This window comes from Azotobacter armeniacus (assembly GCF_054779355.1).
Map to the genome: position 1 here is coordinate 1 of NZ_BAAGYK010000011.1, position 15,026 is coordinate 15,026.

Here is a 15,026-nt window from a genome sequence, read left to right on the forward strand (position 1 = left end):
CAACAAGCCTTCGATTTGTTTGAATTGCTCGGCGGTCAGTTGCATGGCACTCGGTCTCAACACTATTTGCTGCATTATAGCAAATAGTGTTAACAGGCCATAGCGTGGCACAAGGATCGGTAGTCTCAGGTTTTCGAACCAGCGCCATAGTAACGCAATGGAGACTACCGGACTTTTCGACAGTCGCCACGGGCCGTGGGCCGATTTGCTGGTGCTCCACGCTTCGCGCACCGACACGCCCCGCTTGCGGAAATAAATCCGTCCCTGAGTGATCCACAGAAATTTTCTCGAAAAATCAATTAGGTAGGGCTTGAAGAGGCCTGCATGGGCGGGCACGTTGGTTGTCACCAAACTGACCGATGTCCCCAGACCCCATGCAGACCGTCCAGTTCTTGCACGCCGCCTTCGCCAAGGCACTCTGGCCCGGGACAAGCGCAGTCGGCAAAGCGCGCCCTGGCTGCTGGCCAGCAACCTGCCCGAGGCGCAGTGGAATGCCGCGCAGGTCGTGGCGATCTACCAGCGGCGCATGCAGGTCGAGGAAGGCTTCCGTGACCTGAAGAGCCATCGGCTGGGGATCGGCCTGGGGCTGCATCGCAGCCGCTGCCCGCGGCGCATCGAGATCCTGCTGCTGATTGCCGTGCTGGCTAACTACGCGCTGTGCCTGCTGGGTCTGCAGGCGCGGGAGGCGGGGCACGAGCGGCGTTTCCAGAGCAACAGCCTCAAGGGCAAGCACGTGCTGTCGCTGCGGCGGCTGGGACTGGAGTATGCACGTACTTATGCGGGAGACATTTCCCGGGAGAGGCTGCGGGAGCTGGAGTTGGCCCTGCGGCGGGAGGTCCACCGGCAAGCGCTGGAACTGGGGTGATTTTGTGGGGGTCACTCAGAATCCGCCCTCTTTATTGTCGGTTCATGCTTGGTTTTTGCTGCCTGACGTTCAGCGGCGTCCGCTGCCATGAGCTCTTAGCCATGCAAGCACCCGTTCAGCATCTGCATCTGGAGGAAACACGGGATAAAACACTTCCTCGATTCGCCCTTCACCGACGATTAGCGTAAGGCGCTTGATCAACTCAAGACCGGCGAGCGCAAAGGTCGGAAGCCGCAAGGCTTTTGCAAAGGCAAGTTGTGTATCGCTCAGCAACGGAAACGGCAGGTGCAACCTGTCAGCAGCCTCGCTTTGATACCCCGTATCTTGCGTGCTGAGGCCATACACCGTGGCACCCAAAGCTGCGAGTTCCGCATGATGGTCACGATAGGCACAGGACTGAGGCGTGCAACCGCGCGCTCCAGGGATGGCATTCCATGCTTCCGTGCCTCCAAGCGGCTGCTGATCGGGCCGGCCTGTTCTCGGATAACAATAGATAATGAGCCAGGGCGATCCTTCCCTGGATAGATCGACTGTCAGTCCGGAGGTGGCCTGCAATGCAATTGACGGAAGCATTGTCCCACGAAGGTGATCGCATGCTCCGTCGTCTTCTGGGGGCGGCAGTTTTTCTGGGAGAGCGTAAAGGTTGTCTGAGCGCATATTTAATTGACGAATCCTTGGAAAAACCCAAAGAACATATCATTGCTTAAACCCGAAACTCCTCTGCCGGGCTAATGGAGATACGTGGTCAATAGGGTGTCAGGGCTGAAACCAAACCGGGTCGGGCCTGCGAAGGCCGTCGGTGTAGCCGGGTTGGCCAGTAGGGGTAAGCGTGTGGCGTCACCCAACCAAATGCGGTGCCGTGGGACACCATCCGGTTTTGCCGGACGGATGTCGTCGCCGCCCTTGCCCAGGATCAGCTCGGGCAGCGTTGCTGCCGGTCAGGATGTCATTGCCGGCCCTCAAGGATCGCAGCACCATCGCCCAGTGCGTCAAAGTTCTTATCGAGCGTGCCGTCGGCATTCAGCTGGATCATGCAGTGTTCGAGCGAGATTTCCCCGGATTTTCTGCTGTTCTGAACCAGGCCGACCCCTGTATTTCAGAGGCTTGCACGGGCAATGCAGGGGAAAAATATCGGATTATTTTTCTTCGAGCACTTACCCGTTGGGCTGTGTTCTTCAGCAGCCCACGGAAGCGCACTTTGGTGTGGCCGAGCTGCCGCTTGATCACCCGGAATGGATGCTCGACCTTGGCCCGCACTTGGTTCCCTGTGATGAGCGAGTAGCTGTGCGGTCGAGTGTCGCAGTTGGCTATGGCCGTTGAACTTCTGCAATAAGGCGTTGATCCATATCAAGTTTAACGAAGGCCTCACGCTCGCCCACCGCGCCCCTGCGGCGGTAGCATTACTCATAACAGGATCAATCAATCTCGGCGGAAGTAGAGCATATGAAACACCAGATCACCCGGTTGTCCCCCCATCAGAATGGCAAGGTCTGCGGCATTCTGACGGCGGCCACCTCCTTCTTCGTCTTCGTTCCCTTCCTGCTGTTCCTCTCGCTGTTCGTGCCCGAGCAGGGCCGGCCGCCGTTCATCACCATCCTGCTTGTGCCGCTGTTCTACCTGGTCATGGGCTATCTCGCCGTGCTGATCGGCTGTGCCCTGTACAACTTCGTGGTCAAGTACATTGGCGGTCTGGAGTTCGACGCCAAGGATGAGGGCCAGTAACCCATCATCCCGATGGGGCGAGGCGTCGGTGCATTGTTCGTGAGCGATATGGACGCGCCGGCAGCCTTCCGAACCCCGTTAGAACGCCGCCGGGCAGGCTTCCAGTCTGCCCGGCGGTTTGCTTCTCAATCCTGATGACCAAGCGCATGTCTGGCGCGTGCTTCGCGGGGCCGGGCGTTTAGCCGCCGAACAACCAGCCATGCAGCAACCTTCCCGGCATGAACGCGAAGCTGCCGGCGATGAGCAGCCCACCGACATACAGGCCGATCATGGCGCTACGATGCAGGGCTACCTGGCCGCTGCGCGCGGCGAAATAGGCGATCGGCACTGTGACCAGCGTGAGCAGGCTGAGGGCGTGGATATAGCCAAAATGCCCGAAAAAAAAGCGCGGACCGATCTCGGCCCCCATGAACAGGGTGATGAGCGCCGTGGCCAGCATTAGCATGAGGTAGGTACGGCCCAGCCTCCTGTGGTGCATGGTGCCTTTCCGGCGAACCATCAGATAGGTGCCAATGCCGAAGGCGGGAACCACCGTGGCCAGGTGGGCATAGGCAAGCGGTAGATTGGTCATTTGACACCTCCTTGTCCGGACATCCAAGGATGCATTTGGATGCGCTATATGGCGCATGGCCTTCCCTTATCGACCCGTGGGTCGCTTTGATTGTCCTGATAAATTTATTCGGGAGTTTAAAAGCTTTCCCGTTCACGGGTGACCGTCGAAGCGGCCGAGACCGCTCTACGACAGCTCGATCAGTTCGGCGTGCATGCCGGTGGCGTCGAGGTGCAGCAGATCGTAGGGTGGGAAACGGCCGCAGGCCTTTCCCACCAATTAGCGCCGGCCGGTGGAAAACGCTGGCGCGGTTTTCCACCCTACGGACCTGCGAAAGAGTAAACCCCGCAAAGGTTTCCACCAGCCTGCGGGGCTCTTCGGATGCGTAGAGTGGGAAACGGCCGCAGGCCTTTCCCACCAATGGCGCTGGCCGGTGGAAAACGCTGGCGCGGTTTTCCACGGGGTGGCCATCCACCCTACGGACCTCAGCCGTCGAGCAGCGCCTTGTTGCGCACCGCGCCCTTGTCGGCGCTGGTGGCGAGCAGGGCGTAGGCCTTGAGCGCGGTGCTGACCTTGCGCGCGCGCGGCGCGGCCGGTTTCCAGCCCTTGTGGTCCTGGTGCAGGCGGCGGGCGTGCAGCTCCTCGGCGGAGACCAGCAGGTTGATGCTGCGGTTGGGAATATCGATGAGGATCTTGTCGCCGTCTTCCACCAGACCGATGGCACCGCCCGCGGCCGCTTCCGGCGAGGCATGGCCGATCGACAGGCCCGAGGTGCCGCCGGAGAAGCGGCCGTCGGTGAGCAGGGCGCACTGCTTGCCGAGTCCCTTGGACTTGAGATACGAGGTCGGGTAGAGCATTTCCTGCATGCCCGGGCCGCCCTTCGGGCCTTCGTAGCGGATGATCACCACGTCGCCGGCCTTCACCTCGTCGGCGAGGATGCCCTTCACCGCGGCGTCCTGGCTCTCGAAGATCTTCGCCGTGCCTTCGAACACCAGGATGGATTCATCCACGCCGGCGGTCTTCACCACGCAGCCGTCCTCGGCGATGTTGCCGTAGAGCACGGCCAGGCCGCCCTCCTTGGAGTAGGCGTTCTCCACGCTGCGGATGCAGCCCTCGAAACGGTCGGTGTCGAGGCTCGGCCAGCGGGTCGACTGGCTGAACGCCTCCTGGCTGGGGATGCCGGCCGGACCGGCCTTGAAGAAGGTGTGCACGGCCTCGTCCCGGGTCTGGGTGATGTCCCACTGGGCGATGGCGTCGTGCATGCTCGGGCTGTGCACGGTGGGCACGTCGGTGTGCAGCAGGCCGCCGCGGGCCAGCTCGCCGAGGATGGCGAAGATGCCGCCGGCGCGGTGCACGTCTTCCATGTGGTACTTCTGGATGTTCGGCGCCACCTTGCACAGCTGCGGCACGCGGCGGGACAGGTGGTCGATGTCGCGCAGGTCGAAGTCGACCTCGGCCTCCTGGGCGGCGGCCAGCAGGTGCAGGATGGTGTTGGTCGAGCCGCCCATGGCGATGTCCAGGGTCATGGCGTTCTCGAACGCCTTATAGCTGGCGATCGAGCGCGGCAGCACCGACTCGTCGCCCTCGCCGTAGTAGCGCTGGCAGAGCTCGACGATCAGCCGGCCGGCGCGCAGGAACAGCTGCTCGCGATCGCTGTGGGTGGCCAGGGTGGTGCCGTTGCCCGGCAGCGACAGGCCGAGGGCCTCGGTCAGGCAGTTCATCGAGTTGGCGGTGAACATGCCCGAGCAGCTGCCGCAGGTCGGGCAGGCGCTACGCTCGTATTCCTCGACCTTCTCGTCGGAGCAGCTGGCGTCGGCGGCGGCGACCATGGCGTCGACCAGGTCGAGGCCGTGGCTGGCCAGCTTGGTCTTGCCGGCTTCCATCGGTCCGCCGGAGACGAACACCACCGGGATGTTCAGGCGCAGGGCGGCCATCAGCATGCCGGGGGTGATCTTGTCGCAGTTGGAGATGCACACCAGCGCGTCGGCGCAGTGGGCGTTGACCATGTACTCCACGGAGTCGGCGATGATCTCGCGCGACGGCAGCGAATAGAGCATGCCGTCGTGGCCCATGGCGATGCCGTCGTCGACGGCGATGGTGTCGAATTCCTTGGCCACGCCGCCGGCCTTCTCGATCTCGCGGCAGACCAGCTGGCCGAGGTCCTTCAGGTGCACATGGCCGGGCACGAACTGGGTGAAGGAGTTGGCGACGGCGATGATCGGCTTCTTGAAGTCCTCGTCCTTCATCCCGGTGGCGCGCCACAGCGCGCGGGCGCCGGCCATGTTGCGGCCGAAGGTGGAGGTTTTCGAGCGATAGTCAGGCATGACGGTTCTCGGAAATCAGGCGGATACGGGACTGCGCAGGATAGCGCGATTGGCGGGAGGGCGCATCGGGCGGGCGACGTGGCGGGGTGGGCATAGGGTGGAGGGTTGAGCCTTCCGTTGCTTGTGGCTGGAGTCGACCCAGAGCTGCCAGTGAGGGCCGGCAGAGAACGGCCGATTCTGTTGAAAAAGTCGGTTTTTCGCATGAGACATGCAGACTCTCAGGAAAACCGACTTCCTAGAATCGCGTATACGCGACAATCGCCCCTTGGGTAAGAGGTCAAGCACCCCCTAAAAATGCTCGAAACTGTTGGAGTCGACTGTTTTCAACAGAATCGACCAAAATCGGGCGTTCGTTGGCTTTTAGCTGCGACAATTAGCATCCATTCAGAAGCGTTTTGAAGATTGCGGCTTTCCATTAAAAGCTAGAGCCGACAGCCCCCTTCGGTAGCGAGGGCTGACGGTCGTCCAAGAATCGATTGCAGGGATAAAGTATTATTTAAGCGACCACCTCCAGATAAGGCCTACAATCAGAACCCTGCAGACCTGAACGTATCAAGTATAAAATCTGTGAGAGGTTTTTCTTAAAGTCTGAATTTAGATTCTCCGCTGCCCCTGGGGCGATAGAGCTCACTAGCAATGCAGGAGAAACGGGGCTCGCTCCATAAATACTATATCGATGGTGGTGAAAATGCCGAGACGCGCAATGCTCACTTGGGTTAACAATCATTAAGCCCATGGATAGGTTTTTGCCACTATCCTTTTCATGTAGGCCATGCAAGTATTTCATGGTCAATTCAGGTAGATAGTGGGTAAAAGCCTTTTTACTATTTGTATACTTCGCATCAATAATTAGGTGGCGCTGATCACCGCTCGGCCCAGCGACACTTAAAATAATATCAGGGGAGCGATTAGCATTTGGCCCTGTTTGCCCTCTAGGCCTTAGCTCCCCGCTATTTTGATTTACCATCCACCCCTCAGAGTTAATAATGGGGGAATCATTAGAATAGGAGTGATCGTGAGTCCACGCTTTCAACTCATACATCAACTTGATACGATATGCGCCCCATGCATATTCGAAATCATTTTTCTCCGAAACAGGATTCTGTTTAAGCTCAAATTTATCACCAAGAACATCCTCAGTGTCCAAATGATGCTTCACCAAGAAAAGCAAATAGTATTCAAACAACTTAGGAATACTTTGAATTGAGAATAGCTCCTCTTGAACGCTCCAGTCTGGAGAGCCAAATCGGTGCCAAGCAATAACCTTGTGAAATATTTTTTGATAATGAAGATTGTATCGGGCCTTACGCGTAAACTGAGGCGTACCTATAACAGGATTTACAACTGGAATTTGTTCATTGCAAATTCGCTTCAGCCTTTGTAGAGTGCTTAGTAACTCTCTACATCTCTCAACCTTATTCCTGTTGATAGTTTTGGCAAATCTACTCAGTTGCGAGAAAAATGAAAGATATCCGGAAAGGTCTTGCTGCGGCCTGATTTTTGATGAGGGGTAATCCTCTAGCCGCTGAAGAAGCTCCGATGTCGCCCTCATTAGAGAAATAATAAAACCATGCACTACTTGGTTTTCATAAATATTTAGTTCTTCTTTTAAATGGTTCTCCAGAATTTTTTCTGATGAATAGAAAATTCCTTCAAATTCAAGTAAAGCTCTCTCCGCGTCGTCCACCGGATACAAACCATCACAGTTCTCTGCAATCCAGGCCAAAGTTGTATCGTCGGCCAGCGAGTTTTCTGAAAAAACCACCATCTTTGTTACAGGGGTAAGTTTTACAATCGGCTTGGAATATATTTTTGGCAATTCTGCTACCAATAACAATATATTCCTTTCTAGCTGTTCGATCAGAAACCCTACCGATCTTTCACCTTCCTTGAATCCAGCCTTTAGTCGGGTAACTCGAAAAAAAGCGGAAAGCGCCTCGTTATCGTGAGAAGCTAGAAACCACAACATTTTCTCGGCTCGTTCAGCATTTATCTTTTTAGCCAAAACTTCCACGGGCGAGAACTGCTCGATAAGGACCCGCTCCCCCATCCCCTCTGACTTTATTGCTAGCGCGAGTTCCGCCATTCCATAATAATTATGAAAGAAACACTCGTACCCCCATTTGGACAGAGATTTTGGCTTCCACTCATAAATCCAGCCATCGCCCTCCTTATAGCTATTGGTCGCTGCTATTTCGTTCTCGTGGAGACACAAAAATAAATCTTCTAGATGAGAACTAGACTCAGCTCTAAACTCAATTGCTTCATCTTCAAGAAAATATACATGATTCGGTGAGTGGGCTGTAACCAACTCAATCTCTAAGCCATTACGTTTCCCGCTTATAATTTTAGCAGTGAACTTCATATAATCATCCTAGAAATATGAGTAAGTATCCGCGTAATTATCCCCCTCTTCGATTATATTTTTTAGAGCTCTTCTTGAGACATTCAAATCAAAATCACTAAGTTTCTGCTCAAGTTTTACTAATCGATCTCGGAATGCAGCTCCGTACCCTTCAATTGCTGGCAAAATGTGTTGAGCCACTGCATAGTCAAGAGGTCTGTTACGCATACCACCCAACTCATTTGCGATATAGCAGTATCGTTTAATTACATTAATCTTACGTTTGCTAATGTGAATAGAACTGGTTTTAGCGGTTTGGGAGGAAAGGATCGCTAAAATTTGCTCAAGTGATGCTTGTTCATCCGGCAGGAAATCAGCTTCACTGGATGAGATGTTGAAGGCCTGATTCATCTGTGAGTGGGGTATTGCACCATTAAATCCATGCAAGTTCAACAATGACGAAACATCTTCCAAACTCACATCATCACCAAGAGAAATAATTGGCGCGCGATCGATCAGTCTTGGCGAGAGTCTTTCGGTAGTAGCGTCGTTATTTATCGTGGCGATAAATCTCACATTAGGGCCAACATCAAGAAAACGCTGAGAGGCATCCGGGATACCTAAATCAATACGTCGCTTAACACCCTCAGTGTCACACATTCCCAGAAAGTCGGACCAGTAATGCTCTACGCTGGATAAGTTTGCTTCATCAAGAAGCACGAGCTTAGTAAATTTTTCAGCTGAAACATCTTTATTTTTAAGAAATTGATACAGCCCGCTTCGTGACGGCTGATAAACATCTTTGAGCGAATTATAAAAGCCTAAAATATCCCTTCCCGCTACCCAGCCACGCCCAACGGCAACATTTAAAAAGTTACCCGCCTCCTGCTCTTCATCCAAACTATTAAGACTTAATGCCTGTGCCAATCGCAATGCTGTAGACGTTTTACCTGTACCAGGCGGACCGGATAGTATGGTGAGAAATGACTGAGTAGTACTGATAACTAAGTTGGCCATCTCGTCATACGTAAATGGACGCCCTTCATCAGCATGAAAAGTATTAAGCAAATGGTGAATGTAGTCGGAACGGTTTACCTTGGTCAGTTCCACTTCGGATGTTTTTAACTGAGCCGGCTTGATATCTAGCTTTGCTTCGTAACCTGGCTTGCCGTTAAGCATTTGGATCAGCGCTTTCAGCTCCGTCAATTTTTCTCCTAATTGAGGAGAGGCAATTAACGTCTTCTGACTTTCCAATATTCTTTCGAGCTCAATAATCTCCTTTTGTCTATCCTGATTAGTCCGCTGTTGAAACTGGATTTCCTCTTTCAAACTCACAACTTTTTTGAGGTCTTGATTTTTCTCTAAAATCTCCTCCAGATTTCTTTGGTTATCCTTTATTTTTTGCTCAAGTTCCGTATTTGCATTTGTGAGCAACATCTGTTTCTCAAGCAAGCTTTGATGAGCCTGCTCCGCCGACTGCTCTTGGATTTTTTTAACTTTCAGGTCCGCTGTAACCCGGGCACACTCCACATCCTCCTCTATCCTCTCCAACTCTTTCCTTTTGAGCTCTGCAATACGGGTCATTTCATTTATTTCACGCTGGATCTGTTCCTTTCTTTCGATAGTTTGGGCATCAATTTCTTGGATTTTCTCCTTGATAAGGATGTCCTTATTTTTATCAAAATAGCCATCCAGATATTTTTTTCCCTCAATGTTATCTAGAAGAAATTCTTCAATTATAGCTTTACCATATCCATCGTCCTCAAGGAAGTCGGCCAGGACGAGTTCTAACCGCTTAAGGCGCTGATCATTATCCATCGCCTTGTTTTTCTTTTTGTATGCATCAATTATCTGCGTCAGTTTGGTTGCTTCATTCTTTCCTAAGGTTGGGTTTCCTTTACCAAAACCTGATTTTGCATAATACTTAATCAGCCGAGAGGCCGATATATAATCGACCTTCTCAAAATCTAGTTTTTCTAGTTTCTTAAGGGAAGTAATGAAAGTTCGCAACCCTCCTCTAATCTCAAAACGAAGAAGCTCCCCGCTATGCTCTAAATCGATCTTGTCGAATCGAGCTATGTGATCTGTAGGAAGGTTTAAAGGAGTTAGTCCCGTTGACGGAGTCAGGAACCAGCCATCTTCATCTTTTGTAGCCAAGAACGGCCCATTTACTGCTCCACCATCCTCAATAAAAAAAAGTATATTCCGAGGGAGGTCGTAGCCCAAGCTAACTTTTCCAGTATCTATATCGGGCATTGGCATTTTGATAACTGGAATTAGAGTATTGTGCTCTAGCCGCTCAGCCCACTCTCCCTTTGAATAATATTTTTGCTTTCTTTTATCTTCCTGCCATTCATTATCGGTTTCGTGCCACTCTCTAATTATAAATAACTCATCATCTTTAAATGACTCATCAATCTTAATATATTCTTTTGAAATAAAAATACCAGAGTTAGGGAATTCTGAAATAGAAACTTTCCTAAAGCTGCCATCCTCGTGCTCCAATGCTACAGGTGTAACGTTTCCCAGGTCCGGATTGAAATTGCTTGATTCCTTAACAACTAACAAACGTCCCATTGTCAAATCCTATTTTCGGTGTAGGTAGCTCTATGAGGTGAGCGAAATGATGGCGCTTTGCCCGTCTGAATTTAACGTTTTATGTTCGAGTAACCAAGCTTATTTCGTCATACATCGCTAGAGCTGCCCTCAGAAACCTTCGCTTCTTCGGATAAAAAGTCAGCTTCCTGTCCACTATATGCAACAGGTAGCCAGGGTGAGCGTTAAATTTTGTGAGCCACCGTGTGCTGCGGAGGCAGGCGTCGAGAGCAACAAACATCCGGAGGCAGTGAGCTCCGTGCTGCGGCAGATTTCCCATTCGGTGCCTTCAGCATTGGATGACGACTTATCCATCGAAATCGCTTTCGCTGTAGTCGCTGATGCGTGAAGTTAAACGCCTCGGCCTTAGTAGAGCGTATAAATGACTGTATTTGCCTGGAAGCGGCCAGATTCAAACGGTCACTTATGGCTGCTTGTTACCTGACGTGACAGGTAGGTTTGGGTCGGTAGCGGGCACAAGGAATGTCCACATCTGGCCGAACTCCGCTTATCACGCGACTTACAGGCATGATGGTCATCTGAGCAGTTTTCTCATTTCTGCTCTGTGCGCACTCAGCCCGAAAGTACGTCCCGGAATACGTCTGGACGCTGGGCGGCGATATGCAGCAGTGAGCGCGCAGCGCCAGATGGCGAGCGGCGACCTTGTTCCCACTCCTGCAGGGTGCGCACCGACACTCCCAGCAACTCAGCGAATTTCGGCTGCGACAGCCCGGTTTTGCTGCGCGCCTCGGCGGCCTCGGTCAATTCCACGCGATGCACGGCGCCGTGGCGTCCTGCCTTGACATCGACAATGGCGGCCAACAGCTCCTCGCCGATGTTGCGCTTGGCGTCTCGCTCAAGCAGTTCTTTCTCAGTCAGGGGCATGATTCATCTCCTTGGCGATCTTGCGCAGGATATGCGCCGGAATGTTGTCGGTAGCGCCCTTGCCGTAAATCAACAGGGCAACCAGGGCTCCGCTGGCCAACTGCGCAGTGTAGATGACGCGCACGGAACCGCTCTTGCCGCGTCCTTCTATCCCCCAGCGCACCTTGCGGCAACCACCGGTGCCGGGAATGACAGCGCCGGCTTCGGGGTTGCTGGCGAGGAAGGTCATGAAGGCACCACGCTCATCCTCCGTCCAGTAATCGGGCCAGAGCTTGGTGAACAGCGGAGATTCGATGATAGTCAGCATGGGCAGAGCATACGTCAATGACGTATTTAAGACAATCAATAGCTCAGCCAGCCATGCAGTTTTCGGCAACTTCTACCATCTCCCACCTCTCCATCCTATGCCGTTTCCTCTGGGTCGAGAGCAGCCATGTTCCAGGCTTCTCTCGACGTCCGCCCTCATTTCTGACCGGACCCTCGATGACGCACTACGAACACCGCACTTGGCCAGCTGGCGACCACAGAGCTCATGATCGCCAGCCGACCTGGCTCACACCTCCGTCTGTTCGGCTATCTCCAGCGCGTCGTCGACCTCAATACCCAAGTATCGCACCGTGCTTTCGAGCTTCGTATGGCCTAGCAGTAGCTGGACAGCTCGAAGATTCTTCGTCCGTCGGTAGATCAGTGAGGCTTTTGTTCGACGCATCGTATGGGTTCCGTACGCAGTGGGATCCAGGCCGATCGCCGTTACCCAGCCATCAACGATGCGAGCATACTGTCTGGTAGATAGGTGATCAGAATCGTGCAGCCGACTCGGAAAGAGAAAATCCTCCGCACGGAGCATTGCGTGCCGAATCCAGTTTCCTAGGGCGTCCCTTGTCTGCTCAGTGATTTCAAACTGCACAGGGCGTTGTGTCTTCTGCTGCATAACAATGGCACGTGACGCGACTCGGTCTCCGTGGGCTATGTCCCGGACCCGAAGCTTGACCAGATCGCAGGCTCGCAGCTTGCTATCGATTGCCAGATTGAAAAGTGCAAGATCGCGCGTTTTTTCAGCGATTTGCAATCTGACACGGATGGCCCAGATATCCTTGAGCCTAAGCGGTGCTTTCTGACCAACCAGTTTTCCTTTATTCCAAGGCTGATGCTCAGCATCAATAGGCGTTGCGTTCATGATTAGCTCCTCCAGATGAAGGCTAAAGCTTGCAACTGTTCTGGTTAGAAGGAGCACCGATACCGTCGAATGGTCGCTGGCCGACCCACAGCAGTCGGTTGTGGCGCCTTAGGAAACCGTAGGAAATTCACTTCACCTCAAAGTAGGATAGGCAACAAACAAAACCTCGAAACCGATGCGCCGCAGGTAGATTCCCTCTTCTGACAAAGTTAATCTCCCGCCGCATACTCGACGGCGGCATAGTCATTTGATATCTTCAAGCTCCGCAAGTGCGGCTCTCCATAATCAAGGATGTGCGATGAACGACGTTGAAGATCAAATCATTGAGCTAAAAAAAGCCGTAGCTTATGATAGCAAAGACTTTACCATTGAGATTCTTGTTAAAAAGTACTTGGACAAGATTGATGAAAATGAAAACGAAATTTTCGTGCCAGACTACCAGCGAGATTTTGTCTGGGACACATCACGACAATCTCGACTGATCGAATCTATCGTCCTTGGACTACCCATTCCGCCCATCTTTGTAGCCGAGAATAAAGATGGCCGCCTCGAGATTGTGGATGGCTCGCAGCGCGTAAGAACCTTGAGCGCCTTCCTCAGTAACGATCTGACACTGGAAAACCTAGAAAAGGTCACCAAGCTCAACGGTATGTCATATAATGATTTTGACGTTTCGAGGAAACGCAAATTCAACAATATGACCATCACCGTAATAGTTCTTTCTGAAAGTGCTACCGAGGAAGTGAAGAACGACCTCTTTGAGCGTATCAACAAGGGCAGCGACATCCTCCGCAATATGGAAACCCGGAAAGGTATCTATCGCGGGCCTTTCACAGACTTTATTTACTCAAAATGCGCGGCAAATCAAAAATTCCGCGATTCCGTTATCCTCTCTAAAACCGTGCGGAATCGCCAGGAGCACGAAGAACTTGTCCTGAGATTCTTCGCCCTCATTGACATGCGCCCTAAGTACAGCGAGTTCTCGAGAAGTGTTAGCAAGGCGCTGGACGATTATATGGACGAGAAGCGTGAATCCTTCAGTAAAGAGGAGGAGCAACACAAGCTTTTCATATTTAATCGCATGGTCGACTTCGTTGTAGAAAACTTTGAGTTCGGGTTTTCAAAAAGCGCAGGAAAAGAAGTATCCCGAATTTTCTTCGAAGCAGTTTCCGTTGGCAGCCATCTCGCACTTGAGGAAGCTCCCAATCTCAAGCTTCCGATGAAAATTGACGTAAGATTTTTCCTGCAAGATCGAGACTTCAACAAGTCGGTAACCGGGCAATATCGCACGCACTCCTCGGATAACTTGAACAAGCGCATCAGCTATATTAAAGACCGCATTCTTGCCCTTTCGGTCAAGGGCTAGGGTCATGAAAGGCATCACGTCAGATCTCCTTGAGCGCAACGTCTCGATCAACCGACTGTTCACCCACATTGAGGAAGTTTCAGATCAGCGGGGAAAAATCGAGGTGATCGTTGTCCTAAAGGCGAGCTTTTTCGTGGCGCTCTATAACAACATCGAAGCCACGGCCTACGCCACACTTGAGAAAGTACATCACCGGCTTGGGCTTCGGAAGTACAGCGAGCTTACGGAAAAGCTTCAGAGGCGCATGTTGGAGTATAGCTTCGGAAAAGGCCGCTCAGCCGATTTGAAGGACGCATCGAAGGTAGAAGCCATGAAGCAAAAGATCCTGGCTGAAGATCTTCGTTTTCCATCGATTCATGACTTCCTTAAAAGGAAGACCATATTCTCTGGAAACTTGGATGCGCGGCGATTAGGCGAGATAGCCGATGAGTATGGCATGAGTGCACCTAAGTTTCGAGGAAAAACTCAACACGTACTGACCGTCAAAAATAAGAGAAACAAAATCGCTCATGGAGAACTCTCCCTCTCTGACGCTGGCAAGGGGATCAAGAACGGTGAGCTACGAGATATCTTTGATGCAGTCAACCTTGTCTTAGAGGATTTCATCAGCACCACAGATGAATTCCTGACGAAGGAGCTTTATCTCGCGTAACTGCCATGCAACTCAAGCTTGCGTCAGCGGCTAATAAGCGGTTAGCAAAAAGTCAGGTTGTCATTTGCGAGTGCATACCATTTACACATGTCCCTCAAACCCTTGACCCTTGACCCTTGAGGTTGCCCGTGACCGGTTTTGGCAAGGATTGAAACCTGACTTTTTGTCGGGCACTTACTAAGCCTATCGAAAGTATTGTCATATTGAGAGACAATACCCCCATGAAATGCAAACGAAACTCCGACGGTCGGGCAATTGACCACCACTCCCTCCAGGTCATGCGTCAACAGGCGATCAAGGCCGTTCGCGAAGGGCAGACAGTCCAAAGCGTGGCGGCCGCCTTCGGCGTCAATATCCGCAGCGTCTTTCGCTGGCTGTCCGACTTCGCCAATGGCAGACAGAACGCCCTGCTCGCCAAGCCGGTTCCCGGACGTCCGCCCAGGATCAGTGCCGAGGAAATGCGCTGGCTGGCACAGGCCGTTCGGGACCACTCGCCGCTGCAATACCGCTTCGAGTTCGGCCTGTGGACCCTGTCGCTGATTGCCG

At 52.7% G+C, this 15,026-nt stretch carries 12 protein-coding genes and 3 pseudogenes; 5 read left to right on the top strand and 10 right to left on the bottom strand.

The window, feature by feature from the left end; genetic code table 11:
- Window positions 1-348: pseudogene (locus ACYVD0_RS02780) on the bottom strand (hypothetical protein); the annotation flags it as partial.
- Here ACYVD0_RS02780 and ACYVD0_RS02785 point away from each other — a divergent pair.
- A pseudogene (locus tag ACYVD0_RS02785) lies at window positions 347-865 on the top strand (transposase); the annotation flags it as partial. The pseudogenes ACYVD0_RS02780 and ACYVD0_RS02785 overlap by 2 nt on opposite strands.
- Before the next feature lie 69 nt (window positions 866-934).
- Here the strand turns inward: ACYVD0_RS02785 and ACYVD0_RS02790 are convergent.
- The gene (locus tag ACYVD0_RS02790; protein WP_460425382.1) at window positions 935-1,438 is read right to left on the bottom strand and encodes a peroxiredoxin; all 504 of its coding nucleotides are present in this window, start codon (window positions 1,436-1,438) and stop codon (window positions 935-937) included.
- A gap of 579 nt (window positions 1,439-2,017) precedes the next feature.
- Window positions 2,018-2,125 (bottom strand): annotated as a pseudogene (locus ACYVD0_RS02795) (transposase); the annotation flags it as partial.
- Window positions 2,126-2,308: 183 nt separating this feature from the next.
- Here ACYVD0_RS02795 and ACYVD0_RS02800 point away from each other — a divergent pair.
- Complete coding sequence (locus ACYVD0_RS02800) at window positions 2,309-2,587, top strand: hypothetical protein (RefSeq protein ID WP_460425383.1); 279 nt, start codon at window positions 2,309-2,311, stop codon at window positions 2,585-2,587.
- Window positions 2,588-2,765: 178 nt separating this feature from the next.
- On the opposite strand, the gene ACYVD0_RS02805 is transcribed toward ACYVD0_RS02800, so the two are convergent.
- The 7 genes from ACYVD0_RS02805 to ACYVD0_RS02835 form a co-directional block, all read right to left on the bottom strand.
- A complete protein-coding gene (locus ACYVD0_RS02805; RefSeq protein ID WP_460425384.1) occupies window positions 2,766-3,158 on the bottom strand; it encodes a DUF2306 domain-containing protein in 393 nt (130 codons plus the stop codon).
- A 464-nt stretch (window positions 3,159-3,622) separates the two neighbouring features.
- Window positions 3,623-5,461, bottom strand: a complete 1,839-nt coding sequence (gene ilvD / locus ACYVD0_RS02810; protein ID WP_460425385.1) for a dihydroxy-acid dehydratase — start codon at window positions 5,459-5,461, stop codon at window positions 3,623-3,625.
- A 496-nt stretch (window positions 5,462-5,957) separates the two neighbouring features.
- Complete coding sequence (locus ACYVD0_RS02815) at window positions 5,958-7,826, bottom strand: DUF2357 domain-containing protein (RefSeq protein ID WP_460425386.1); 1,869 nt, start codon at window positions 7,824-7,826, stop codon at window positions 5,958-5,960.
- A 9-nt stretch (window positions 7,827-7,835) separates the two neighbouring features.
- Window positions 7,836-10,382 carry a hypothetical protein gene (locus ACYVD0_RS02820; RefSeq protein ID WP_460425387.1) on the bottom strand — a complete coding sequence of 849 codons (2,547 nt, stop codon included), beginning with the start codon at window positions 10,380-10,382 and terminating at the stop codon, window positions 7,836-7,838.
- A 591-nt stretch (window positions 10,383-10,973) separates the two neighbouring features.
- Window positions 10,974-11,285, bottom strand: coding sequence for a helix-turn-helix domain-containing protein (locus tag ACYVD0_RS02825; protein WP_165894149.1), 312 nt, complete (start codon window positions 11,283-11,285; stop codon window positions 10,974-10,976).
- On the bottom strand, window positions 11,272-11,592 hold the full coding sequence (locus tag ACYVD0_RS02830; protein WP_183168103.1) for a transcriptional regulator: 321 nt from the start codon (window positions 11,590-11,592) through the stop codon (window positions 11,272-11,274). The genes ACYVD0_RS02825 and ACYVD0_RS02830 overlap by 14 nt, the downstream gene beginning before the upstream one ends.
- A gap of 246 nt (window positions 11,593-11,838) precedes the next feature.
- Complete coding sequence (locus ACYVD0_RS02835) at window positions 11,839-12,462, bottom strand: site-specific integrase (RefSeq protein ID WP_460425388.1); 624 nt, start codon at window positions 12,460-12,462, stop codon at window positions 11,839-11,841.
- Window positions 12,463-12,760: 298 nt separating this feature from the next.
- Between ACYVD0_RS02835 and ACYVD0_RS02840 the strand changes: the two genes are divergently transcribed.
- The 3 genes from ACYVD0_RS02840 to ACYVD0_RS02850 all read left to right on the top strand — a co-directional run.
- A complete protein-coding gene (locus ACYVD0_RS02840; RefSeq protein WP_460425389.1) occupies window positions 12,761-13,828 on the top strand; it encodes a DUF262 domain-containing protein in 1,068 nt (355 codons plus the stop codon).
- A 4-nt stretch (window positions 13,829-13,832) separates the two neighbouring features.
- The gene (locus tag ACYVD0_RS02845; protein ID WP_460425390.1) at window positions 13,833-14,480 is read left to right on the top strand and encodes an MAE_28990/MAE_18760 family HEPN-like nuclease; all 648 of its coding nucleotides are present in this window, start codon (window positions 13,833-13,835) and stop codon (window positions 14,478-14,480) included.
- Between the two features lie 221 nt (window positions 14,481-14,701).
- Window positions 14,702-15,026: helix-turn-helix domain-containing protein (locus ACYVD0_RS02850; RefSeq protein WP_460425391.1), on the top strand; the 325-nt coding region annotated here is incomplete at its 3' end.